This is a genomic window from Mesorhizobium sp. Cs1321R2N1 (assembly GCF_037179725.1).
Classification (GTDB): domain Bacteria; phylum Pseudomonadota; class Alphaproteobacteria; order Rhizobiales; family Rhizobiaceae; genus Mesorhizobium; species Mesorhizobium salmacidum.
In genome coordinates this window covers 1-23,560 of the sequence record NZ_JAPYKP010000088.1, presented here as the reverse complement: position 1 = coordinate 23,560, position 23,560 = coordinate 1, and the positions used below count along the sequence as shown (strand labels likewise).

Sequence of the window (23,560 nt, the reverse complement as noted above, 5' to 3'; positions counted from 1 at the left end):
GGATCGTCAGCCCGAGGCCTGCCGCCACCGCCGCCCATATACCGCCCAGGCTAGGGCTGGAGAACGCCATGCGCCAGGGCCGCCCGGCACGATCCAGCGTCTCGGTCGCCACGGTGCGCAGCAGGCAAGGCGCCTCGAACACAACCAGTTGCAGCGTCTCGTCAGTGCGGGGGCCTGCCTCCATCGGTTTTGCCGGGCCGATCCAGCGCGCCTGCACGTCGGCGACATGCCGGCTGTATGGCAGCGTCGTGCCGTCATGCCAGGCGAGCGCGATGTCGAGATTGCCGGAGAGGACACGCTCGGCCAATTCGTGGCTGCGCCCGATCCGTGCTTCGATCCGAACTTTGGGATGGGCACGGGCGAAGCGCCCGAGCACTTCCGGCAACACGGCCTCGCCGAAATCCTCCTGCAGGCCGAGCCGCACCCAGCCCTCCAATTCGACGTCACGGATGGCCAATGCTGCCTCGTCATTGAGCTCGATCAGGCGCCGCGCATAGCCGAGCATCGTCTCGCCGGCTTCGGTCAGTGACAGGCCGCGCCCCGCCTTGCGGAAGATCGGCGTATCGGCCTGCTCCTCCAGTTTCTTCAACTGTGCGCTGACGGCGGAGGTCGAGCGGCCAAGCCGCTCGGCTGCCCTGGCGAAACTTCCCAGTTCCATCCCGGTGATGAAAGTTCTCAGCACGTCAAGATCGAATGTGACACGTCGCATTGGATCGTCCTTGTTTTCAGGATTATTAATCAAAAACTTCCTGATTTTATGGATGAAGCTATGGCGCTACATCCCTCCCGTCAAGGCCGCTCGACCGGCGTCACGGGAATGGAATCATGTCTGCCACCATCATTCGCAACGATTGCCAGCCATCCGGGCGAGGCGCCGCCACCACCCCGGCCGGCCGGACCTTCGGGCCTAATCATCGCTGGAAGGTCCTGGGTATCGGGGTTGCCGCGAACGCCGGTTTCTCGGCCACTTTCTCGGGCATACCGGCCACGGCGGTCGTGCTTCGCCAAGGTTATCACTTGAACAATGCCGAACTCGGCCTGGCGCTCGGCCTTCTCGGGCTGGGGGTTGCGCTCAGCGAACTGCCATGGGGTCTGCTCACCGACCGCTGGGGGGATCGCCGCGTGCTTCTGATCGGGCTTGGCGCGACGGCGGCGTGGCTGCTTGCGATGGCGATGCTCGTGGTGCCGACAAGGGCGGGCATTCCCGATGTCACGCTGCTGGCGGCAAGCCTGCTCGTCACGGGACTGCTCGGCGGCAGTGTCAACGGTTCGAGCGGTCGCGCCATCATGGCCTGGTTCAGCGAGAATGAGCGCGGTTTTGCCATGAGCATCAGGCAGACGGCGGTGCCGCTTGGCGGCGGCCTCGGCGCGCTCGTCCTGCCTTCGCTTGCCCTGGCTCTCGGTTTTGCCGCGGTGTTCGGGCTCCTGGCGGCGGCATCCGCTCTCTCCGCCCTGTTCGCCTGGCGTTGGCTGCACGAACCGCCGGCGGCGGGTGGCGGCCACGCCGTTCCGTCTGGCGTGGCCGGTCCGGCACCGTTGCGCAACACAGAGGTCTGGCGCATCTCGACCGCCATCGGCCTGCTCTGTTTTCCGCAAGTGGCGGTCCTCACTTTCGCATCGGTGTTCCTGCACGACTTTGCCGGACTTGGCACGACGGCGATCAGCACCAGCCTCGCCGCGGTACAGGTCGGTGCCATGGTCATGCGCGTCTGGAGCGGCCGCTTCACCGACCGCCACGGCAACCGCCGTCAGTTTCTTCGCTTGTGCAGTGCGCTGAGCGCCCTGGCCTTCGTGATGCTCTGGGTGCTGGTTCTGGCCGTACCCGCAATGCCTGGCAGCCAATCCGTCCTGATCGCCGTCCTGCCCTTGGTGCTTGTCGTCGTCGGCATCTCGGTCTCCGCCTGGCACGGCGTTGCCTATACCGAGCTTGCCACGCTGGCCGGTCCCGGCCATGTCGGAACCGCGCTCAGCCTCGCCAACAGCTTTGTCTTCGTCGGCTTCTTCCTGGTGCCGGTAGCCATTCCGGGGCTGCTGCACCTCTGGTCCTGGCCCGGCGTCTGGCTGTCGGCCGCGGTTTGCGCGCTGATCGCCTGGCCGATCTTCCTGCCGCGGGCCTGAGTTCCCGCCGCAAAACCGCCCGACTTCGAAGCCACGACCTTGAGCCGACCGGGAAAACCCGACCGATCCCGTTAACGTCCCATCAAGGTTAATGCATCATTTTGCTCTCCAGTGGGGTCAGTTGCGTTCCTGGAGAGAGTTCCGTGCATCGACGTGTGTTGAAGCGGCTGATGGCCGCCGCCGGTGAGAAACGCAGCCTTGTGTCTCCGTTCATCATCGGTCTCGGTATCTGGATCGGCTTTCCGACCGTCGCCGCCTACCAGGACATGACCAGCCTCGTTTCCGGCCTTGAATCGCCGACCGCGCGCTGGAACTCCTATGTCGAGAAATCCGTCGCCGGTTCGGTCCACGCGGCCGAGATGCCGTTCGTCGAGTCCGACATCACCGGCTCGATCTCGGGTTCCGGCGTTCGCCTTCCCGGCATCGGCTCCGTTTCGTTCCGCGGCAAGGGCGGCAAGGTCAGCGGGTCGCCCGACGAGGATCGCGTCGTGCGCGCCGACAAGAAGGGCCGCATCGTCCAGGTCTCTCCCGTAGCGCCGCCGAAGAACTTCAATGCCGGCTCGATCTTCCAGCGGACCTCTTCGCTGATGCGGCCGAGCATGGACAGCGACCTGAAAATGGCATTCGCCAAGCCTCGGATCAAAGGCAAGGAAATCCAGATCGCCGCGGCCTTCCACGCGCGTGAGGACAGGAAGCCGGATCCCGGCGTTCCGGCCATGCTTGCCGCCCTGGTCAACAACGACCATCCCGATGTGCTGGCGACCGCCTATGCGCAATCCGCGCCGGACTATGCCAAGGCCTCGCCCTTTGAAGCCCTGCTTCAGGACGAGCAGCCCAACAGCGGCCGCTTCATTCCGCCGATGGCCAAGGGCGACCACGCCTGGATCCAGAATCCGCTTCCTGCCGGCGTCTTCTCCAAGCCGGAGCAGAAATGCCTGGCCAACGGCATCTATTTCGAGGCACGCGGCGAAGCGGTGCGCGGCCAGGCCGCCGTTGCCCAGGTGATCCTCAACCGGGTCCGCAATCCCGCCTATCCCAATTCGATCTGCGGCGTCGTCTACCAGAACGACAGCTGGTTCAACCGCTGTCAGTTTTCATTCGCTTGCGACGGCAGGAAGAAGCGCATCGACAATCCTGTCGCCTACCAGACCGCGCAGGACATCGGCATGGCCGTCACCGCCGGCAAGATCTTCATTCCGGAAGTAGGATCGTCCACCCACTACTATGCCAACTATGTCCATCCCGGCTGGGCGCGCACAATGCAGAAGATGACCAAGATCGGCCTGCATATCTTTTACCGGACCTATGGTGGCGGCTGGAGTTGAGCGGCCCGCCGCCCGCCGTTCTTTTCGCGCGGTCGCACGGTCGATCGGAGAGCCATTGTCTGGGGGATTCGCGCGGCGCATCCCCCTGATCGCCGCGGGCACGATGTCGCACCTTGCTAGTACATTGATTTCATTGTCTAAAATACACAGCTCGGAAGTTCCGTCCGTGGCTTGACGGGCGCAAACCCTCTAACTATGTTGCCGGCGACTTTAGAAGCGGACGGACGGTGACGGTCTGCCCGGGCAGGGGGGTTGCGATGGCCGAAAAAAAAGGGCCAGACGGAACCGGAGAAACCGGCCGCGGCAAAGAGCATGACCCCGAAATCCGCGACGACGATCTTGAGCGACGTCGGCGTGAACTTGGAGCATCGCTTGCGACAAGGCTGCCGAACCGGCTCGAGGGGAAAGACGACGCGAAACCAGTGACCGGATACGGTCAGGCGATCAAACTATCCAGCGAGTTTATCGCCGGGGTGGTGGTGGGCGCCGGCATCGGCTGGATCATCGACCGTATGGCGGGGACATCGCCGTGGGGTCTGATCGTTTTCCTGCTGCTTGGTTTTGGCGCCGGCGTCCTCAATGTCATGCGTTCGGCTGGCGTTGTGGCGGAATTCGGACAAGGTGCCAAGCCGCGCCATGACCGGGACGACAGCAAATGACCGCCCTTCAGGCGGCAATGGTAATTTAGCCGTACGCGGCATTGACGGGGTTTGAACGTGGCAGCTGACAAGGTCGATCCGATCCACCAGTTCCATATCAACAAGCTGATACCGATCGAGATCGGCGGCTATGACCTGTCTTTCACCAATTCCGCCCTGTTCATGGTCGCCACCGTAGTCGTTGCCGCGGCGTTCCTGTTCCTGACGACGTCGAGCCGCAGCCTGGTGCCAGGCCGACTGCAGTCGGTCTCCGAAATGGCTTACGAATTCGTCGGCAACATGCTGCGCGACGCCGCCGGCACGCAGGGCATGAAGTTCTTCCCCTTCGTGTTCTCGCTGTTCATGTTCGTGCTGGTCGCCAATCTGCTCGGCCTGTTTCCCTATTTCTTCACTGTCACAAGCCACATCATCGTCACCTTCGGCCTCGCGGCCCTGGTGATCGGAACTGTGGTGGTCTACGGCTTCATGAAGCATGGTCTTGGTTTCCTCAAGCTGTTCGTGCCGCATGGCGTGCCGGTGTTCCTGCTGCCGCTGGTGGTGCTGATCGAGGTCATCTCCTTCGTGTCGCGCCCGGTCAGCCTCTCGGTTCGTCTGTTCGCCAACATGCTTGCCGGCCACATCACGCTCAAAGTGTTCTCTGGGTTCGTCGTCAGCCTCTCCGCTCTGGGCGCGGTCGGTGTGGCGGGTTCGATCCTGCCGTTGGCGATGGCGGTGGCGCTGACGGCGCTTGAACTGCTGGTCGCTTTTTTGCAGGCCTACGTCTTTGCCGTGTTGACCTGCATGTATCTCAACGACGCCCTGCATCCCGGGCACTGAGGCCAAGAGTTCCGGCCCAAGAGTTTTCAACATTGGTGCCGGATGAAATCGCAACGGAATTTTTAGATCCAAAGGAGTTGAACAAATGGACGCAGAAGCAGCAAAGTACATCGGCGCCGGCATCGCTTGCCTGGGCATGGGTGGCGCGGGCATTGGCCTGGGCAACATCTTCGGCAGCTACCTCTCGGGCGCGCTGCGCAACCCGTCGGCTGCCGACGGCCAGTTCGGCCGCCTGATTTTCGGCTTCGCCGTGACCGAAGCTCTGGGCATCTTCTCGCTTCTCATCGCGCTGCTGGCCCTGTTCGGCTGAGTACTGAGAAGATTGGACAGGCCGGCCGCGCTAGCGGCGGGCCTGATATCTGGGGATAGTCCATGTTCGTGACATCTGCCTTCGCGCAAGAGTCCGCGCCATCAGCCGACACCAGCCACGCTGCGACCGGAGGCGAAACGCATTCCGGCACCAGCGTGCCTGCCGAAGCGCACGGCACGTTTCCGCCATTCAATCCGGAGACGTTTCCGTCGCAGCTTCTGTGGCTGGCGATCACGTTCGGGCTGTTCTACCTCTTCCTGAAGCGGGTCGTGATGCCGCGCGTCGGCGGCATCATCGATGTCCGCAACGACCGCATCAGCCAGGATCTCGACCAGGCAGCCAAGTTGAAGGGCGAGGCCGACGCCGCCGTTGCCGCTTACGAGCAGGAACTGGCTGAAGCCAAGAAGAACGCCAACTCGATCGGCCAGCAGGCCAACGATGCGGCCAAGGCGGAAGCCGAGACCGCGCGCAAGAAGATCGAGGTCGCGCTCGACGCCAAGCTTGGCGAGGCCGAGGCACGCATTGCTTCCATCAAGGCCAATGCCATGAAGGAAGTCGGCAGCATCGCCGAGGACACCGCTTCGGCGATCGTCGAGGCACTGGTTGGCGGCAAGGCCAGCAAGGCCGAGATCGCGGCCGCGGTCAAATCCGTGGCCCGGTGAGGAGCGCATCATGGACGCTACATCTCTCGCAACGCTCTGGGCCACGATTGCCCTGATCATCTTCCTGGGCATCGCCGTCTACATCAAGGTGCCCCGCATGATCGCCAAGGCGCTCGACGCCCGCGCCGCCAGGATCAGCAGTGAACTCGACGAGGCACGCAAGCTGCGCGAAGAAGCTCAGCAACTGCTCGGTCAGTACAAGAAGAAGCGCAAGGAAGCCGAGCAGGAAGCTGCCGACATTGTCGCGGCCGCCAAGCGCGAGGCAGATCTGCTGGCCGCCGATGCCCACAAGAAGACCGAGGATTACGTTGCCAGGCGCACCGCGCTTGCCGAGCAGAAGATCGGCCAGGCCGAACGCGAAGCGATCGGCGAAGTGCGCGCCAGCGCCGTCGACATCGCTGTCGAGGCGGCACGCGCGCTGCTTGCCGGCAAGATCGACGCCAAGGCCGGAGCCGACCTGTTCAAGTCCGCGCTGCAGGATGTGAAGGCGAAGCTGAACTGAGCTGAACGATCAATATTGAAGAGCCGCCCGGGCAACCTGGCGGCTTTTTTTATGCGGTGCGTCAACGCTGCCAATCTCCCCCACAAGGGGGGAGATCGGCCGACACCGCTGCCGTCGTTTTACTCCAGCCCGGCGAAGCTTTCTTCTTCTTCCGTCACCTCGGCGCCGCCCAACCTGAACGGCGCAAACGAGGTGCGGTGCAGCCGAGCGACAGGGCCATGCGCCTCGATCGCCGTACGGTGCCGGACCGTGGCGTAGCCCATATGGACTTCGAAGCCGTAGCGGTCGTGATGATTGCCGCAGCCGCACATCATGCGGTCGCGCATGACCTTGGCCACGATCGAGGCTGCGGCGATCGACTGCGAGCGCTGGTCGCCCTTGATCAGCGCGCGCCCTTCGCAGGGCAGTCCCGGCGGCACGTCGCGCCCATCCGCCAGCGCGAGCTTTGCCTGGATGGGCAGCCCGACAAGTGCGCGGCGCATCGCTTCGAGGCTCGCCTTGAGGATGTTGCTGCCATCGATGCCTTCGGCGCTGACCGACGCCATCGAGACGCCGAGCGCGGAGCCGATGATGTGCAGAAACAGCGCTTCGCGCTGCAAGTGGCTGAGCCGCTTGGAATCGTCGAGCCCTTCGGGAATGTTGGCGGGGTCGAGTACCACTGCCGCCGCGACCACCGGCCCGGCCAACGGGCCACGGCCGGCTTCGTCCATCCCCGCGACCGGCCACAGGCCATCGGCCATCGCCTTCGTCTCGAAGGAGAAATCGGGTTTCTCGACGATTTCGAAGAGAGGCGGAGAATCAGAACGCGCGCGAGCCATGTTGCGGCGAGGTTCGCATCGGCTCTGATTCTCCGCAAGTCCCTCCGGGTCGGGTGGGGCGCCGGACCGGGAGGGCACCGTCTGCAGGCCGGGGCAGGCCGGACGGGATTTTTTCGCCACGGCGGCAATGAACAGCCGCGGTGTTTTTCGGCTTCAGAGCAGCATCAACTGCTCCTGGTCCTTACCGGCCGCGACGAACTGGTCGGTCCGCAGCGTGCGTCGTTCGGCATTGAGGCCGAGCCGCTTGGCGGTGATCTCGAAGCGCCGGCCGATCTGCCATGCATAGGGTCCCGCGCCCTTCATGCGCTTGCCCCACTCCGAATCGTAGTCCTTGCCGTCGCGCATCGAACGGCTCAGCGACATCACGTGGCGATAGCGGTCGGGATAGTGGCGCAGCAGCCAGTCCTTGAAGATCGGGCTGACCTCCAGCGGCAGGCGCAGCACCACATAGCCGGCCTCGCGCGCACCGGCATGGTGTGCCGAGTCGAGGATGCGTTCCATCTCCTGGTCGGTCAGGCCCGGAATGATCGGCGCCACCATCACCGAAGCCGGGATACCGGCTTCCGAAAGCTGCCTGATCGCTTCCAGCCGCTTGGTCGGCGTCGATGCGCGGGGCTCCATCGTCCTGGCCAGCATGCGGTCAAGTGTCGTCACCGACAGCGCCACCTTGGCGAGCCCGCGCTCGGCCATGCGCGACAGAATGTCGATGTCGCGCACCACCAGGGCTGACTTGGTGACGATGCCGACCGGATGACCGCGTGCCTCCAGCACTTCGAGGATTTCGCGCATGATCCGGTACTGCTTCTCGATCGGCTGGTAGGGATCGGTGTTGGTGCCGATGGCGATGGTGCGCGGCTGGTAGCCATCCTTCGACAACTCCTTGTCGAGCAGGCGTGCCGCATCCGGCTTGGCGAACAGCTTGGATTCGAAATCCAGGCCCGGCGACAGGCCCATGAACGAGTGCGTCGGCCGCGCGAAGCAATAGACGCAACCGTGCTCGCAACCGCGGTAGGGATTGATCGACCGGTCGAAGGAGATGTCGGGCGATTCGTTGCGAGTGATAATGGTGCGCGGCTTCTCCACCTGCACCTCGGTCTTGAACGGGGGCAACTCCTCCAGCGAACTCCACCCATCGTCGAAGACATGCCGGCTGACAGGTTCGAACCGGCCAGACGGATTGATGCCCGCCGATCGGCCACGGTTGCGGTCCGGACGGACCCGCATGCCACTCTGCTCGATCATCGCGTTGGCCATCTCGGCTCGTCCTGCTCCGAAGGCCGCAATATCGGCGCGCATGATCGGTTCCATCTTCGCCCGCTCCCAGGGACTGTCCATGTTGTGTCGAATCGCTCTGCTCATGAAATTGTTCCTATTTTATTGATGAGAACAAAGCAAGAACTTTTCTGTGGCGCGATGCAAAAACTGGCGTCGGTCAGTGGTTTCCGCTATTCGGCTCACGATGCTCAGTGTTCTCATCGAAACGCATAATGACGAGGAGGGTCTCGCCCGCACGCTGGCGACGCTGATTGGCGGCGCGGTCGAGGGCGTGGTGCGCGAGGTCGTCGTCTGCGACACCGGTTCCACCGACCACACGCATCGTGTCGCCGAGCATGCCGGCTGCCACTATGTGGGGAGCGGCGGCATCGCCGCCGGCATCCGCCAGGCCAAGGGTGACTGGCTGCTGTTTCTCGAACCGGGTGCGAGACTGGTAGAGGGCTGGATCGACGCGGTCGTCGCCCATACGGCCAGGCAGACCATGGCCGCCCGGTTCTCGCGGGCGCGGGGCAGCCGTACGCCGTTCTTGGCCCGGGTCTTTTCCGCAAACCGTACTCTCGCCGACGGACTGGTGATCAGCAAGCGGCAGGCGGCATCTCTGTCCAAGACTGCCGGCAGCGCCGAGGCGTTGGCGCGCGGTCTGGCGACTAAGAAGCTCGACGCCGAGATCTGGGTGGCGCCACCGAGGCAGGCGCAGCGCTCTCCGAGTTGATTTTGCAGCTGCTCTGCGTGGCCTTGCTTTTAAGGGGCCGATTTGCCGCGCCGCAAATGTTCGTCCAGGCGCGGCATGATCTCGACGAAGTTGCAGGGCATGTGCCGGTAGTCGAGCTGTGCCTTGAGGATGCCGTCCCAGGCATCCTTGCAGGCGCCGGGCGAGCCCGGCAGCACGAAGACGAAAGTGGCGTTGACGACGCCGCCGGTCGCCCGGCTCTGGATCGTCGAGGTGCCGATCTTGTCGTAGGAGATGCGGTGGAAAACTTCCGAAAAGCCATCCATGCGCTTTTCGAAAATCGGCTCCACCGCCTCGGGCGTCACATCGCGGCCGGTGAAACCGGTTCCGCCGGTGGTGATCACGACGTCGATGGCCTTGTCCCGCGACCACGCCAGAACGGTGTCACGGATTTTTTCGCGGTCGTCGGTGACGATATCCCGGCCGGCCAGGATGTGGCCGGCCTCGGTAATGCGATCGGCCAGCGTCTGGCCGGATTTGTCGTTGGCGAGGCTGCGTGTGTCGGAAACCGTCAGCACCGCGATGCGCACCGGAATGAAGGCACGGCTCTCGTCAATCCTGGCCATCTCACTCAGCCTCCGATGCAATGCTGCGTGTTGCCGCGACGAACCAGTCGGGCTGGCGGCTGCGGATCTCGGCGGCCGCGCGCTTGGCGACATTGCCGGTCTCGAACAGGCCGAAGCATGTCGCGCCCGATCCGGACATTCGTGAAAAACCCGATCCCGCCTTGTCAAGCCATGAAAGCGCCCTGCCTATGGCGGGCCGCATCGCAAGGGCCGCAGGTTCGAGATCGTTGCGGGTGATCTCCAGCCAGTTGCGCAGGCTGTGAAACTCGATGCTGCGCGGCAGCGGCGGCAGTGGCTCATTGTCGCGCCGGGACAGTGCTGCGAAGATTTCCGCCGTCGAGACCGGCGTGCCCGGATTGACCAGCACCAAACCCAGCGCCGAAAAATCCGGCACCATCGACAACTCCTCACCGATGCCGCGCGCCACCAGCGGCTTTGCCGCCAGGCACATCGGCACATCGGCGCCAAGCGAGAGACCGATCCGCGCCAGCTCGGCGCTAGCGATGTCCAGCCCCCAGCTGTCGGCCAGCCCGCGCAGCACGGCCGCCGCGTCGCTCGACCCTCCGCCCACGCCGGACGCGACTGGAAGGTTCTTTTCGAGCCTGATGATCACGGGCGGCGCGCTCCGAAGACCGGCGGCCTGCCGCAACGCGTCGCGTGCCTTGAGCACCAGATTGTCACCATCGGGCGGAACGTCCGGCGCGTAGCGGCCGGATACGGTGAAATCGTCGCCTTCAGCCGGCGCGATCTCGATACTGTCGCCAAAGCGCGTGAACACAGCCAGGCTTTCGATGAGATGATAGCCGTCGGGGCGCCTGCCGGTGACGTGCAGGGCAAGGTTTATCTTGGCGGGTGCTGCCCATGTCCGGACATGCGGACCGGGCTTCACAATCTCGATTGCGAGTGAAATGAGGGTCAGTCCTTGGCCAGCCGGTATTCGCCGGTCTTCGGATCCTTGACCAGCGTTCCCATCGCGCCGTTGGCCGCCTGCTTTTCGGTCCGCCGTACCTTGGCCGTCACGCGCTCAGCCTCGCGCAGGAAGGTGCGGTAGCCGAAATAGGCGGCAATGCCGACGACGGCAAAGAAAATGAGTTGCGGCATGTCAAAACTCCTACCACGTTGGGCCGGTAAGGGCGGCCGGTCGGGTCTTTCGGGCAACCATGCTAGACGCTTTCATGGCTTTTTCAAAGCCCGAAGCGCGCCCACAATGCGCGCTCTTCCACCGCATCGATGACGCCGCTGGCCGCTGCCGCGGCGATATCGGGCGCTGAAAAGCCCTTGCTCGAGCCGAACAGGCCGAAGCGGCCGAACAGACCGCGCGGCGCCGTTATCAGCTTGAGCTGGGTCTTCGGCCCGAAGCGGGTCTTCAGCACCGTGCGCATGTCGCCGAGCGCATCGATGAGGCCGAGTTCCAAGCCTCTCTTGCCAGTCCAGAACAGTCCGGTGAACAGCTCCGGATCGTCCGCCAGCTTCGTGCCTCGCCGCTCCTTGACCAGATCGATGAAGGTCTCGTGCACTTCGAGCTGCAGCACCTTCAGCCGCTCGACGTCTTCCTTTTTCTCGGGCTTGAACGGATCGAGCACCGCCTTGTTCTGGCCGGCGGTGTGGACACGGCGCTCGACGCCGATCTTCTTCATCAGTTCCGGGAAACCGAACGAGGCCGACACCACGCCGATCGATCCCACGATGGAGGAGGGGTCGGCGAACACCTCGTCGCCGGCGACAGCGATCATGTAGCCGCCGGACGCCGCGACATCCTCGACGAAGACAAGCACCTTTTTGTTCTTCTCGACCGCAAGGTCACGAATTCGCTTGAAAATCAGCCGCGACTGCACCGGCGAGCCGCCGGGGGAGTTGATCGAGATCGCGACTGCCGGCGCGTCGAAGGAAAACGCCTTCTCGATCAGCCCGGCGGTGGAGGCAAGCGACAGGCTCGGCCGGAACGGACCGCCGCCGGCCATGATGGTGCCGTGCAGCCGGATGACCGGAATGGTGTCGACGGTGGAGCGCCAGGACTTCGGCAGCAGACGGTTGAAAAGACGTTTCACGATGAAGTGGTCTCCGGCGATGGTTGCAGGCATGTAGTGATTTCCCGGCCAACGGCAATGTTCAGGCCGCGAACAGCTCAGTCTCCGAACAGCGAGGCGAGCCCATTGGTTATCATTTCGCTGCGCTCGTCGGGGCCGTTGCCCGATCGCGCGTGAAGCATCAGGGGCGGACGGATGGCGAGCTTTCCCCGCGCCCCAAGCGCCGCCCGCACGATAATGCGGATCGCCGCCGCGTCCGGGCGAGGGTGCACGGCGAGCATCTCGGCTTCGCCGAAGCGGTCTGAAATCGCGTCGAGAATGGAGCCGAGCTGTTCGGGGCGGGCGATCACGGCAAGCCCGCCGCGCGGCCTGACAACCGCTGCCGCACTGCGGATCCAGTTTTCGAACAGGCCATCCTCCATGACATGGGCCTCTTTTCGCAGGCGGTCCGATGTGGCGCGGTCCCGTGCGGCGTTGAAAGGCGGGTTCATGATGACGAAGTCGAAATCATTGTCGGCAAGGCCGGCGGCGGCCCGGGCCCGGCCCGAAACGGTGACATCGGCGACAAGCACGGCCGCACGATCGCTGAGATGCGCATTGCCGGGATGGGCAAGCGTGGCCGCCGCGAAGGCAGCCATCTCAGGCGCGCGTTCGACCAGCACAGCCTGGGCGTCCGGACAGCGCGACAGCACCGCCAGACCGGCAGCACCGGCGCCGGCCCCGAAATCGGCGAGCCGCCCGCCAAACGAGGAGGGCACCGATGCGGCCAGCATCATCGCATCCATCCCGGCGCGATGGCCGCCATGCTTGGGCTGCACGAGCCAGAACCGGCCGAGGTGGAAGGCATCGACCGTATGGGCCGGCATATCCGTGTCAAGGGTGGCTGGCGCGGCGGACATTATTTCTGGCGGATCTCGTTGGCGATGCCGGCGTCGGTCAGGATGCGTCGCGCTGCGTCGGCCTGGTCGGCGTCGACCATGACGCGCCGCGGCAGGATGCCGAGCGAGCCGTCGAGCACGCTCATATTCTGGTCGGCGACGAAGCAGCCGATGCCGGCGTCGCGCATCAGCGATTCGACAAACGAGATGATGACGGCGTCGTTGGTGCGGATTAGCTCTATCATCGCAAGAAACTCGCAGGTTGCAGCATGCATGTAAACGTGCGGGCCGCACTCCCGCATGTGTCGACGTTGACAGGCTGTCGTCGCCGCCGCGCCAATTCGCCACTTGCCGTGGCCGTGCCCGCCGCCCTAGAGTCCGTGCCGGGACTAAGGGTGCCGTCGCACGCGTTATACCAAGACGGGAGTGATTGTCGTGGGTGTCGTTCTCAACATCGAAAACGGGAAGCGGGAGCCCGCCTCCATCAAGGATTTGATCGATCTGACGGCGGCCGATATGGGGCGCGTCAACAAACTGATCCTGTCCAAGGCCGGCTCCGACGTCGAGATGATTCCCGAAGTCGCCAACCACCTGATCTCGTCCGGCGGCAAGCGGCTCAGGCCAATGCTGACGCTGGCTGCGGCGCAGATGTTCGGCTATGCCGGCGAGGGCCACGTCAAGCTCGCCACTTCGGTCGAGTTCATGCATACGGCCACGCTTCTGCATGACGACGTTGTCGATGAAAGCGGAATGCGGCGCGGCAAGAAGACCGCCCGCATGATCTGGGGCAACCAGGCCAGTGTGCTGGTCGGTGACTTCCTGCTCGGCCAGGCCTTCCGCATGATGGTCGATGTCGGCTCGCTCGAAGCGCTCGACATCCTGTCGAGCGCCGCCTCGATCATCGCCGAGGGCGAGGTCATGCAGCTTGCCGCCGCCAAGAACCTCGAAACCACCGAGGACGAGCACTTTGCCGTCATCAAGGCGAAGACCGCCGCGCTGTTTTCGGCCGCCGCCGAGGTTGGCCCGGTTATCGCCCAGGCGACCCGCAACGATCGCGCTGCGCTGCGCTCCTACGGCATGAATCTCGGTCTTGCCTTCCAACTCATCGACGATGCGCTAGACTATGGCGGCACCAGCAAGGATCTCGGCAAGAATGTCGGCGACGATTTCCGCGAGGGCAAGGTGACCTTGCCGGTCATCCTCGCCTACCGGCGCGGCAGCAAGGCCGAACGCACCTTCTGGAAGCGTGCCATCGAGGACAATGTGGTCGACGACGCCGGGCTGGAAAAGGCGATCGGCCTGATGACCCGCCATGGCGCCATTGCCGACACGATCGGGCGCGCCCGCCATTTCGGCGAGATCGCCCGCGACGCCTTGGCGCCTCTGGAAGAGACGCCGCAGAAATCGGCGCTGATCGACGTCATCGATTTCTGCATCAGCCGGGTGAACTGAGGCGACCGGCTTTCGCTGGGCTCCCGGGGCTGCGCCAGTGAAAAGACGCCTGGGAATTCGACCCTGCCGTCTCGACAAGCCGCCTTGCCGCAAATTATCTATAAATCATGGCAAAGGGCACGGACGACACCATAGCGGTGCGCATCAGCAAGGTATTGGCGGATCGCATCATTTCCGGCGCGATCGAGCCGGGGGCGAGGCTGCGGCAGGATCACGTCGCCGAGGAATTCAACACCAGCCATGTTCCCGTGCGCGAGGCCTTCCGCCGCCTTGAGGCGCAGGGGCTCGCCGTCAGCGAGCCGCGCCGTGGCGTGCGCGTGGCGGCCTTCGATCTGGGTGAGGTCAAGGAGGTCGCCGAAATGCGGGCGGCGCTCGAAGTGCTGGCACTGCGCCACGCCGCGCCGCATCTGACCTCGGCCATTCTCGACCAGGCCGAGGAGGCGACCAAGGCCGGCGACAAATCCCGCGATGTCAGGTCGTGGGAGGAGGCCAATCGCGCCTTTCACCGGCTGATCCTGGCGCCATGCGGCATGCCGCGCCTGCTTGCCACCATAGACGACCTGCACGCGGCAAGCGCGCGCTTCCTGTTCGCGGCATGGCGCTCGGAGTGGGAGGCGCGCACCGATCAGGACCACCGGGCGATCCTCAGCGCCTTGCGGCAGGGAAATACCGAATCGGCCGCGGCAACACTGGGACGGCATGTCCAATGGATAGGCCGCAAGCCGGTCAGGACAGCGTCCGGCGCCACGCGCGAAGCCTTCGCGATCGTGGGTTAAGCGCCCTTTTCCCAAGCCTGGGCTTGCTATCGCTCCAAAAATGTGGATTCGATAATAGATCGAAAGCATAAATTATCTATAATTTCGATTGACCAAAGGGAAGCCTATGACCAACCTCGCATTCTCGCCCGCCAGACCGTCCTTCAGCCCGCTGCGCCCCCAGCAGCGATCGCTCGGCTGGCAGGCCGGCGCCGTCGTGCTCGGCACGCTCTTCCTGGCGCTCTCCTCCTACATCGAGGTGCCGATGGTGCCTGTTCCCGTGACCATGCAGACCTTCGCGGTAACGCTGATCGGCGCGCTCTATGGCTGGCGGCTTGGCGCGGTGACGATCGCCGCTTGGCTGGTCGAAGGTGCTGTCGGCTTCCCGGTCCTGGCCGGCGGCGCTGCCGGCATACAGCATTTCGTCGGCCCGACGGGCGGCTATCTCTTTGTCTTCCCCATCATCGGCGCGCTGGTCGGCTGGTTGGCCGAACGCGGCTGGAACGGCAACAGGGTTTTGCTTGCCTTTGCGGCCATGCTGCTCGGCAACGTCGCCTGCCTGGCTCTCGGCACGGCCTGGCTTGCCGTCATGATCGGCGCCGAGAAGGCCATCACCTTCGGCTTCGTGCCGTTCATCGTCGGCGGATTGCTGAAGTCGGCGCTTGGCGCCGCGACGCTGACGGCGCTCCCGCGTGGCAAGATGAACTTGCCGAAGCCGTGACGATCAGGCTTCGCGCCCATCATCTCCTTTGCCTGCTCACCTATGTGGGCAAGGGATACAGCCCCGCTTTCACCGCCAATTATGACGGGATCGCGGAGCGCCTGAGCCGGGGCGAGGACATCCTCCTCGTCTCCGGCCCGGACGACATCTGCGCCCCGTTTCTTGGCGAACCGGAACCGCACTGCTTGCGCGACAGCGCGGCCGGGCGGGATCGGCAGGCCGGCGATGATGTGGAAGCGCTGCTGGCTCGGCCGATCCGGGACGGCGTCCGCCTCGATCTCGATGCCGCGACCCTGATACGGCTGCGGCAGGCGTTTTCGGCCGGCCACGTGCGCAAGGCATGCGGGGGCTGCGAATGGAGCGGGCTGTGCGGCACGGTGGCAAGTGGCGGCTATCGCGATACGCGGTTGCAACGGCCCGTTGAGACGCAAAACTGTCCCTTTTAGCCATGCTTTGTTAATCGGGTGACCCGATTGTGAATTTCGGGCGGATTGAAGCGCGACCCCAAAAAGGCCATGCTTTGCCTGGAAAGATCGAGTCTGGGTCGATCCGCTGACGCGGAGATGGCGCCTGGCTGAAAGGGATATGATGCAGCAAGGACGTGCGCGCTGGCTGACAAGGCTGGCAATTGTGACGGGCATGGCGATCTCGGCTTTGCCGGCCTATGCCAAGCAATCCACCGAACCGGTCAAGATCTCGTCGTTCTCGGGCGCTTATCTGGCTGCCCGGATCGCCGAGGGCGACAACGACCTCGACAGCGCCATCGCGTACTACAAGCAGGCCTTGGCCTTCAATCCGAGCGACACCGCACTGCAGCAGAGCCTGATGCTATCGTTGATCGCGCAAGGCCGCTTCGACGAATCGCTGGTCTATGCCGACAAGCTCAAGGAAGTGCCCGATGTGGAGCGCTTCTCGCGCCTGGCGCTGGCCGTCGATTCCTTCCACAAGAAGGATTTCACCAAGGCGCAGTACTGGCTCAAGCTGTCGCTGGAATCCGACCTCGACCGGCTGATCTCCGGCGTCATGTCGGGCTGGGCCGAACAAGGTGCCGGTCAGGCCAGCGAAGCGATGGCTTCGATCGACAAGCTGCAGGGGCCGGACTGGTTCGGCCTGTTCAAATCCTTCCACCGCGCCCTGATCGCCGACGCGTCTGGTATGCCCGAAAAGGCCGAGGCGATCTACGCGGCGACGATGCAGGATACCACGGCCGGCGGTGCGGCGCCTGAAACCTGGATGCGCAACGCGCAGGCCTATGCATCGTTCCTGGCCCGCAAGGGTGACAAGGCCAAGGCGATCTCGGTGCTCGACCAGGCAGAGGCGTTCTCGCCGGGCAAGCTGGAAATCGTCGCCTTGCGTGACAGGATCAGCAAGGGCGACAAGATTGCGCCCTTCGTGTCCGGTCCGTCCGACGGTGCTTCCGAAATCCTGCTCGATCTTGCCACCGCGCTCAACCGCGGCGGCGGCGAGCCATTCGTGCGCCTCTATCTGCAATATACCCTGGCCCTGAAGCCGGACAGCGACGCGGCCCTCGTGCAGCTCGCCGCCGTCGCCGAGCAGCTGAAGGACGGCGAGGGCGCCATCGCGCTCTATCGGCGCATCCCGGACTCTTCGCCGCTGAAGGAGATTTCGGACCTGCAGCTTGGCCTCAATCTTGCCGACCTCGACCGCCATGACGAGGCCATCACGCATCTGAAGGCCTTCGTTGAAGCCCATCCCAACGACATGCGCGCCTATCTGGCGCTTGGCGGGGTCTACTCCTCGAAGGATGATTTCCGCTCCGCCGCAAATCTCTACGACAAGGCCGTCGAGGCGCTGAAGACGCCAACCGCCGCCAACTGGAACATCTTCTATCAGCGCGGCATCGCCTATGAGCGGCTGAAGGAATGGCCGAAGGCCGAGCCGAATTTCCGCAAGGCGCTGGAGTTGCAGCCGGATCAGCCGCAGGTGCTGAACTATCTCGGCTATTCCTGGGTCGACATGAACACCAACCTGAAGGAAGGCCTGGAGATGATCCAGAAGGCCGTCGATCTCAGGCCAAGCGACGGCTACATCGTCGATTCCCTGGGTTGGGCCTATTTCCGCCTCGGCCGCTTCGATGACGCCGTGCGCGAGATGGAACGCGCGGTCGCGCTGAAGCCGGAAGATCCGGTGCTGAACGACCATCTCGGCGACGCCTATTGGCGCGTCGGCCGCAAGCTGGAAGCCACCTTCCAGTGGAACCAGGCCCGCGACCTGAAGCCCGATCCCGACGTGCTGGCCACCCTGCAGCAGAAGCTGATGAAGGGCCTGCCGCCGATCGAATCCAACACGGCGCAGGAGACCCCGAAGGTCAAGCCGGAGCCGGTTCCAGCCCCCAAGGGCTGAAAATCGCCTTTTTTGGAATGCCAACGGGGCTCTCAGGGCCCCGTTTTCGTTTTGATATCCGTTCCGCTCAAAAATGCCTGCCGGCGCGCCGGAAACGTCCTCAGAACATCTTACGATAGACGACGAAGCCCGAGCGTTCGCCGACCGTGTCATAGAGCTTCATTGCCGTGTGATTGGTTTCATGCGTCAGCCAATATACCCGGCCGGAACCGGCCGCCTGCGCGCGCTCGTAGACGCCTTCGATCAGCGCCCGGCCGATGCCTTTGCCGCGCGAGCCCTCGTTGGTGAAAAGGTCCTGCAGATAGCAGTTCGGCGCGATCGCCGTGGTGCTGCGGTGGAACAGGTAATGGACGAGGCCAAGAAGCTGGCTCCCGCTCTCGGCGACCAGCGCATGGACCGGCTCGTGGGCGTCGAAGAAGCGCGACCATGTCATCGCGGTGATATCGCTTGCCAGCGCCGTCTCGCCCGAACGGCCATAGAACGCATTGTAGCCGTCCCACAGCGGCATCCATCGGTCGAAATCCTGGCGCGTGACGGGGCGGATGGTGATCGGGTTGGACATGGCTGAACCTGCTGTGCTTGAAGCGGACGCTTTGTTGGATCGCGGAGCGTGGCGGCGAGCAATGGGCCAGTCGCACGCAAAGTTTTCAACATCGCCCGGCATGCTCACGACGGCCGGCATCGGACGCGCGTTGCTTGACGCTTTGCCGCCGTGTCTCTAGGACGTGGCCGCAAGCTAGCCTGTGTCGCCGAGGCCACCGTGACGATTGAAATATCAGCCCATATGCATCCCAGCCGCTCCTTCCAGGGGCTGATCCTGACCTTGCACAATTACTGGGCGGCTTATGGCTGCGTTATCCTGCAGCCCTATGACATGGAGGTCGGGGCCGGCACGTTTCATCCCGCAACGACGCTGCGCGCGCTCGGGCCCAGGCGCTGGAACGCCGCCTACGTCCAACCATCGCGACGTCCGAAGGACGGCCGCTACGGCGAGAATCCCAACCGGCTGCAGCACTACTATCAGTATCAGGTGATCCTGAAGCCCAATCCGCCGAACCTGCAGGAGCTTTACCTCGGCTCGCTTGCGGCGATAGGCGTCGACCCGTTGCTGCACGACATCCGCTTCGTCGAGGACGATTGGGAAAGCCCGACGCTGGGCGCCTGGGGCCTCGGCTGGGAATGCTGGTGTGACGGCATGGAAGTGTCGCAATTCACCTATTTCCAGCAGGTCTGCGGCATCGAATGCGCGCCGGTCGCGGGCGAACTCACCTACGGCCTGGAGCGCCTGGCCATGTATGTGCAGGGCGTCGACAATGTCTACGACCTCAACTTCAACGGCCGCGAGGGCGCCGACAAGGTCACCTATGGCGATGTGTTCCTGCAGGCCGAGCAGGAATATTCGCGCCACAATTTCGAATACGCCAACACGGCGATGCTGCTCAGGCATTTCGAGGACGCCGAGGCCGAGTGCAAGGCGCTGCTTGAGGCCGGCGCGCCGGCCTCAAACGACAATCTGCCGATGCACGAGATGGTCTTCCCGGCCTATGACCAGTGCATCAAGGCGAGCCATGTCTTCAACCTGCTCGACGCGCGCGGCGTGATCTCGGTCACAGAGCGGCAGAGTTACATCCTGCGGGTGCGCAATCTGGCGAAAGCCTGCGGCGAGGCGTTCTTGAAGACGCAGGCCGGTGGCCTGGCGGCCTGAGTCTCAACCGCCGTTGATCATTTCGAGGGAAGCGTTGATCGGCGGCAGGATTTGGCCGCTCGGACCAGCCATTGTCCGCAGCGCCTGCCGCACGCCCGGCATCGAGAAGGCGCCGTGAGCCTGCGCGGCGAAGCAGGCGCTGAGCGCGAGGATCTGAAGAAGTCTGGATGCCGTTTTCATGATCGTTCAGCCAATAGTTCCCTGCCTGAGCGTGGGTCGCTTCAGCGCTGCGTTCGGTTCATGGAAATCTTTGATTCAAGGACGAGCGGCATCGGCTCGTCCCGACAAGGTGGCCAAAATTTCTGGAAAGGGTGACAGCGGCCAGCCGAGTTGCTATGCCCCGCGCGGACCATTTTGCCGCGTGAGCCCCAACCATGCCTGATCTGCTTCTAGAACTTCGCTCGGAAGAGATTCCCGCTCGCATGCAGCGCAAGGCGGCGGGTGATCTGAGGAAGATGCTGACCGACGGTCTGGTCGAGGCGGGGCTGACCTACGAGGCGGCGCGTGAGTATTGGACGCCGCGGCGCCTCACCCTCGATATCCGTGGCCTCAACGCACGCTCGAAGGATATTCACGAGGATATCAAGGGGCCGTCGACATCGGCGCCTGAACAGGCGGTCCAGGGTTTTCTGCGCAAGGCCGGGCTGTCTTCGATCGCCGAGGCGCATGTCCATTCCGACCCGAAGAAGGGCGACTTCTATGTCGCGCACATTTCGAAGCCGGGCAGGGCGGCCGAAGAGATCATCGCCGGTCTGGTGCCAGATATCATCCGCACTTTCCCCTGGCCGAAGTCGATGCGCTGGGGGCCGGCCTCGGCCAAGCCGGGCTCGCTGCGATGGGTGCGGCCGCTGCAATCGATCCTGTGCACCTTCGGCCCCGAGACCGAGGAGCCGGTCGTGGTCGATTTCGAGATCGACGGCATCCGCTCGGGCAACATCACCTACGGCCACCGCTTCCATGCGCCGGGCGAAATCACCGTGCGCCGCTTCGACGACTATGTGTCGAAGCTGGAGGCGGCCAAGGTCGTGCTCGATGCCGACCGGCGCAAGGAGATCATCCTTGCCGACGCCCGCAATCTCGCCTTCGCCAACGGGCTCGACCTTGTCGAGGACGAGGGACTGCTTGAAGAAGTGTCCGGGCTGGTCGAATGGCCTGTCGTGCTGATGGGCGAGTTCGAAGAGGCTTTCCTGGCCATTCCGGCGGAGGTGATCCGCCTGACCATCCGCGCCAACCAGAAATGCTTCGTGACGCGGCCGCAGGGGGAAGGCGAGGCGCTCTCCAGCCGTTTCATTCTCACCGCCAACATCGAAGCCAGTGACGGCGGCAAGGAAATCGCGCACGGCAACGGCAAGGTGGTGCGTGCCCGCCTGTCCGACGCGCTCTATTTCTGGAAGACGGACCAGGGTGATCTGCCTGATCTCGTTGAGCTGGAAGCATCGGCTGAAAAGTTCGGGCTCGATCTGAAGAAGCCGCTCGACCAGCGCATGGCCCGGCTCGACCATCTCAATGTCACCTTCCATGCCAAGCTCGGCACGCAGGGCGAGCGGGTGGAGCGGATTGCCCGGCTGGCGCAAGAATTGGCGCCGATCGTGGCGCTGTCTATCTCCCCCCTTGAGGAGGAGATGTCGCCGAAGGCGACAGAGGGGGTCGCCGATCCACGCGAGACGACCCTCTCTGGCCTGCCGGCCATCTCCCCCTCAAGGGGGGAGATTACCGCGCTCGCACGCCGCGCCGCCGTGCTAGCCAAGGCCGATCTCACCACCGAAGTCGTCGGCGAATTCCCGGAACTGCAAGGCACGATGGGCCGCAAATACGCGCTGCTACAGGGCGAGCATGCGAGTGTCGCCGCAGCAATCGAGGAGCACTACAAGCCGCAAGGCCCATCCGATTATGTGCCGAGCGATCCGGTATCCGTCGCTGTGGCGCTTGCCGACAAGCTTGTCACGCTCACCGGTTTCTGGTTTGTGAACGAGAAGCCAACCAGTTCGGGCGATCCATTTGCCCTGCGTCGTGCGGCGCTAGGCTCCATCCGGCTAGTGCTGGAAAATCAGTTGCGGCTCCAACTGGTTGAATGTGTCCGCAAGGGACTCAGCCTTTATCTAGGCCCAGAGATCGAGATTATGGGAGACGATGCGAAGTCTTCCGACCTTCTTTCGTTCTTCCACGACCGCCTGAAAGTGTATCTCCGCGACCAGGGCGCACGGCACGATCTCATCGATGCCGTCATCACGCCGCAGTCCGACGACCTCCTGCAGATCGTGCGCCGCGTCGAGGCGCTTGGCTCTTTCCTTGATACCGAGGACGGCAAGAATTTGCTCGCCGGCACCAAGCGTGCCGCCAACATCCTGGCCGCCGAAGAGAAGAAGAAAACGGCGGTCGCCGAAACCGTTGAGCCGGCGTTGTTCCGGCAAGATGCCGAGAAGTCGCTGTTTGCGGCGGTGAATCAGGCCGAGAAGCAAGCCGGCGAAGCGATTCAAAACCAAGACTTTTCCGCTGCCATGCTGGCGCTTAGCGTGTTGCGTGAACCCGTTGATTCATTCTTTGAGCATGTTCTCGTGAATGATGAGGACTTGTCGGTACGTGCCAACCGTCTTGCGCTGCTTGCCCGTATTCGGACCGCTACCGGCCAGGTCGCGGATTTCTCGAAAATCGCCGGCTGAGAAACATGATCCCGAAAAGTGGGCACCGGTTTCGGACAAGATCATGCAGGGATAAACATCATGCAGGGATAAACCGGGCTGTAGGCCCACGAAAAATATCTTCCAGCCGGTAGTTCGAGCCGGCTTACAGTCATATGACGATGATCTCTCCGTGGCAAAAGGGACATGTTCCCCAACCCAACGGAGGCTTCCATGAATTCCGATCACGAAATCGAAGTGACAGAAGAAACCTCGGCCCCCGCCGAGGCGCTTGAATCCGCTTCCGAAACCGCCCTCGATCATGCCGCCGCCGCCACGGTCGAAGCCGCGGATCTGTCTGATGAAGACGAGGATGGCGATGATGAAGACGGCGAAGAGTCTGACGAAGACGACGCCGATGACGCTGTGAAGGCCGAAGGCGACGACGCCGAGGGCGAAGAAGAATCCGAAGACGGCGAGTCCGACGAAGAAGACGACGACAAGGAAGAAGCGGCCTGATTTCAGGTGACAGGTTTTCTCGATGAAAGGGCGGTGCTTTGGCGCCGCCCTTTTTGTTGTCTTTTCAAACTGATTTGATCAGTTCTCCAGAATGCTGACGCGCACGCTGTTTTCATAGACGTCGACCTGGATCAGCGGCTCGCCGTTGACGATGGCGCGCTTGGTCGAGGAACTCATCGCGCCGGGGCGCTCCAGCATGCGCTGCAGGTCGGCGCGCTGATCGTTGGTCCTGAACCAGGCATCACCCTCGTCGTCGCTGTCGCGGCGATGGAATTTATGCCAGTTGGCGCGGTCCTGCCGCACCATCTGCGCGGCGCCGTCCAGCGCATAGCCGTCGCTCGCCTGGTGATCGCGGTCGGAAATGCGAGCGACATAGGACCCCAGCATGTCGTCCGCATGAGCCGCGCCGCCAAGCAATGACGCCAGCAGAAGCCCTGCCACTGTAACGGTCTTCGATGTTTTCATGAGCAACCCCCTTGCCTTGAACAATGCAATCCCGTCTGCCGAAGCCGCTTGGCTAAATTCAGGCCGCAGCGCCGATCGGCGAGATACGCCGGACGAAATTCGCCTGACGATGGTGCGCAGCGCGCCAGACCGCCGTCAAGCAGCCGAGCATTTTGACTGCCCGGTTTGGCGAGGTCGCTATTTGACCTTGCCGGCTCCTGAAGCGGGCTGTCGGGCTGCCGGCCGTGGTGCGGCTGCCGCCGGTGCCGCTGCTTTCCCTTGCACTGCAGGCGCGG

Annotated in this window: 29 protein-coding genes; 16 read left to right on the top strand and 13 right to left on the bottom strand. The window is 63.7% G+C overall.

The features are described from left to right. Positions 1-709 (bottom strand): LysR substrate-binding domain-containing protein (locus O7A61_RS20785; protein ID WP_337131398.1); only part of this gene is annotated, 709 nt, incomplete at its 3' end. 116 nt (positions 710-825) lie between these two features. Here O7A61_RS20785 and O7A61_RS20780 point away from each other — a divergent pair. The 7 genes from O7A61_RS20780 to O7A61_RS20750 all read left to right on the top strand — a co-directional run bounded on the left by O7A61_RS20780 (position 826) and on the right by O7A61_RS20750 (position 6,392). Then, positions 826-2,118 carry an MFS transporter gene (locus O7A61_RS20780; RefSeq protein ID WP_337131397.1) on the top strand — a complete coding sequence of 431 codons (1,293 nt, stop codon included), beginning with the start codon at positions 826-828 and terminating at the stop codon, positions 2,116-2,118. Between the two features lie 143 nt (positions 2,119-2,261). Next, positions 2,262-3,443, top strand: coding sequence for a cell wall hydrolase (locus O7A61_RS20775; protein WP_337131396.1), 1,182 nt, complete (start codon positions 2,262-2,264; stop codon positions 3,441-3,443). Positions 3,444-3,700: 257 nt separating this feature from the next. Then, the gene (locus tag O7A61_RS20770; protein ID WP_027142300.1) at positions 3,701-4,102 is read left to right on the top strand and encodes an AtpZ/AtpI family protein; all 402 of its coding nucleotides are present in this window, start codon (positions 3,701-3,703) and stop codon (positions 4,100-4,102) included. A 57-nt stretch (positions 4,103-4,159) separates the two neighbouring features. Then, positions 4,160-4,918, top strand: a complete 759-nt coding sequence (locus O7A61_RS20765; RefSeq protein ID WP_027142301.1) for a F0F1 ATP synthase subunit A — start codon at positions 4,160-4,162, stop codon at positions 4,916-4,918. A gap of 85 nt (positions 4,919-5,003) precedes the next feature. Continuing rightward, positions 5,004-5,228: a F0F1 ATP synthase subunit C gene (locus tag O7A61_RS20760; protein WP_013896722.1), complete on the top strand. Its 225-nt coding sequence runs from the start codon at positions 5,004-5,006 to the stop codon at positions 5,226-5,228. 62 nt (positions 5,229-5,290) lie between these two features. Then, entirely contained in the window at positions 5,291-5,890 is a 600-nt protein-coding gene (locus O7A61_RS20755; RefSeq protein WP_337131395.1) for a F0F1 ATP synthase subunit B, read from the top strand. Between the two features lie 10 nt (positions 5,891-5,900). Then, the gene (locus O7A61_RS20750; RefSeq protein WP_027142303.1) at positions 5,901-6,392 is read left to right on the top strand and encodes a F0F1 ATP synthase subunit B; all 492 of its coding nucleotides are present in this window, start codon (positions 5,901-5,903) and stop codon (positions 6,390-6,392) included. A gap of 119 nt (positions 6,393-6,511) precedes the next feature. Here the strand turns inward: O7A61_RS20750 and O7A61_RS20745 are convergent, their stop codons facing one another. Beyond that, positions 6,512-7,210, bottom strand: a complete 699-nt coding sequence (locus tag O7A61_RS20745; RefSeq protein ID WP_337131394.1) for a ribonuclease HII — start codon at positions 7,208-7,210, stop codon at positions 6,512-6,514. A 153-nt stretch (positions 7,211-7,363) separates the two neighbouring features. Beyond that, positions 7,364-8,518: a PA0069 family radical SAM protein gene (locus O7A61_RS20740; RefSeq protein WP_337131400.1), complete on the bottom strand. Its 1,155-nt coding sequence runs from the start codon at positions 8,516-8,518 to the stop codon at positions 7,364-7,366. Positions 8,519-8,669: 151 nt separating this feature from the next. Between O7A61_RS20740 and O7A61_RS20735 the strand changes: the two genes are divergently transcribed. Continuing rightward, positions 8,670-9,197, top strand: coding sequence for a glycosyltransferase (locus O7A61_RS20735; RefSeq protein ID WP_337131393.1), 528 nt, complete (start codon positions 8,670-8,672; stop codon positions 9,195-9,197). 29 nt (positions 9,198-9,226) lie between these two features. Here O7A61_RS20735 and moaB read toward each other — a convergent pair whose 3' ends face one another. The 6 genes from moaB to O7A61_RS20705 form a co-directional block, all read right to left on the bottom strand. Continuing rightward, complete coding sequence (moaB, locus tag O7A61_RS20730) at positions 9,227-9,781, bottom strand: molybdenum cofactor biosynthesis protein B (RefSeq protein ID WP_337131392.1); 555 nt, start codon at positions 9,779-9,781, stop codon at positions 9,227-9,229. Position 9,782: 1 nt separating this feature from the next. Beyond that, complete coding sequence (locus O7A61_RS20725; RefSeq protein ID WP_337131391.1) at positions 9,783-10,670, bottom strand: 4-(cytidine 5'-diphospho)-2-C-methyl-D-erythritol kinase; 888 nt, start codon at positions 10,668-10,670, stop codon at positions 9,783-9,785. Between the two features lie 26 nt (positions 10,671-10,696). Next, on the bottom strand, positions 10,697-10,882 hold the full coding sequence (locus O7A61_RS20720; protein ID WP_027142309.1) for a membrane protein: 186 nt from the start codon (positions 10,880-10,882) through the stop codon (positions 10,697-10,699). A gap of 83 nt (positions 10,883-10,965) precedes the next feature. Continuing rightward, positions 10,966-11,829 (bottom strand): S49 family peptidase, encoded by an 864-nt coding sequence (locus O7A61_RS20715; protein WP_337131399.1) that lies wholly within the window; start codon positions 11,827-11,829, stop codon positions 10,966-10,968. 77 nt (positions 11,830-11,906) lie between these two features. Beyond that, positions 11,907-12,707, bottom strand: a complete 801-nt coding sequence (locus tag O7A61_RS20710; RefSeq protein WP_337131390.1) for a tRNA1(Val) (adenine(37)-N6)-methyltransferase — start codon at positions 12,705-12,707, stop codon at positions 11,907-11,909. Then, positions 12,707-12,931, bottom strand: a complete 225-nt coding sequence (locus O7A61_RS20705) for a putative signal transducing protein (RefSeq protein ID WP_027142312.1) — start codon at positions 12,929-12,931, stop codon at positions 12,707-12,709. Before O7A61_RS20705 ends, O7A61_RS20710 begins: the two co-directional genes overlap by 1 nt. Before the next feature lie 190 nt (positions 12,932-13,121). Here O7A61_RS20705 and O7A61_RS20700 point away from each other — a divergent pair, with 190 nt between their 5' ends. The 5 genes from O7A61_RS20700 to O7A61_RS20680 all read left to right on the top strand — a co-directional run bounded on the left by O7A61_RS20700 (position 13,122) and on the right by O7A61_RS20680 (position 17,978). Next, a complete protein-coding gene (locus O7A61_RS20700; RefSeq protein WP_337107884.1) occupies positions 13,122-14,138 on the top strand; it encodes a polyprenyl synthetase family protein in 1,017 nt (338 codons plus the stop codon). A gap of 107 nt (positions 14,139-14,245) precedes the next feature. Further along, positions 14,246-14,914, top strand: a complete 669-nt coding sequence (locus tag O7A61_RS20695; RefSeq protein ID WP_337131389.1) for a GntR family transcriptional regulator — start codon at positions 14,246-14,248, stop codon at positions 14,912-14,914. Positions 14,915-15,020: 106 nt separating this feature from the next. Next, positions 15,021-15,614: a biotin transporter BioY gene (locus O7A61_RS20690; protein WP_337131388.1), complete on the top strand. Its 594-nt coding sequence runs from the start codon at positions 15,021-15,023 to the stop codon at positions 15,612-15,614. Further along, positions 15,611-16,060 (top strand): DUF1284 domain-containing protein, encoded by a 450-nt coding sequence (locus tag O7A61_RS20685; protein ID WP_337131387.1) that lies wholly within the window; start codon positions 15,611-15,613, stop codon positions 16,058-16,060. Before O7A61_RS20690 ends, O7A61_RS20685 begins: the two co-directional genes overlap by 4 nt. 142 nt (positions 16,061-16,202) lie before the next feature. Next, entirely contained in the window at positions 16,203-17,978 is a 1,776-nt protein-coding gene (locus O7A61_RS20680) for a tetratricopeptide repeat protein (protein WP_337131386.1), read from the top strand. 100 nt (positions 17,979-18,078) lie between these two features. On the opposite strand, the gene O7A61_RS20675 is transcribed toward O7A61_RS20680, so the two are convergent. Beyond that, the gene (locus O7A61_RS20675; RefSeq protein ID WP_337131385.1) at positions 18,079-18,540 is read right to left on the bottom strand and encodes a GNAT family N-acetyltransferase; all 462 of its coding nucleotides are present in this window, start codon (positions 18,538-18,540) and stop codon (positions 18,079-18,081) included. 198 nt (positions 18,541-18,738) lie between these two features. Between O7A61_RS20675 and O7A61_RS20670 the strand changes: the two genes are divergently transcribed. Next, the gene (locus O7A61_RS20670; RefSeq protein ID WP_337131384.1) at positions 18,739-19,683 is read left to right on the top strand and encodes a glycine--tRNA ligase subunit alpha; all 945 of its coding nucleotides are present in this window, start codon (positions 18,739-18,741) and stop codon (positions 19,681-19,683) included. Positions 19,684-19,686: 3 nt separating this feature from the next. Here the strand turns inward: O7A61_RS20670 and O7A61_RS20665 are convergent, their stop codons facing one another. Further along, positions 19,687-19,863 (bottom strand): hypothetical protein, encoded by a 177-nt coding sequence (locus O7A61_RS20665; RefSeq protein ID WP_181165842.1) that lies wholly within the window; start codon positions 19,861-19,863, stop codon positions 19,687-19,689. A gap of 194 nt (positions 19,864-20,057) precedes the next feature. Here O7A61_RS20665 and glyS point away from each other — a divergent pair, with 194 nt between their 5' ends. Next, entirely contained in the window at positions 20,058-22,343 is a 2,286-nt protein-coding gene (glyS, locus tag O7A61_RS20660) for a glycine--tRNA ligase subunit beta (RefSeq protein WP_337131383.1), read from the top strand. Positions 22,344-22,535: 192 nt separating this feature from the next. After that, positions 22,536-22,820, top strand: a complete 285-nt coding sequence (locus O7A61_RS20655) for a hypothetical protein (RefSeq protein ID WP_027142321.1) — start codon at positions 22,536-22,538, stop codon at positions 22,818-22,820. Positions 22,821-22,898: 78 nt separating this feature from the next. Here the strand turns inward: O7A61_RS20655 and O7A61_RS20650 are convergent, their stop codons facing one another. Then, complete coding sequence (locus O7A61_RS20650; protein ID WP_337131382.1) at positions 22,899-23,285, bottom strand: hypothetical protein; 387 nt, start codon at positions 23,283-23,285, stop codon at positions 22,899-22,901. A gap of 58 nt (positions 23,286-23,343) precedes the next feature. Then, positions 23,344-23,560, bottom strand: a 217-nt coding sequence (locus O7A61_RS20645; protein ID WP_337131381.1) for a hypothetical protein, incomplete at its 5' end; no start/stop codon positions are given.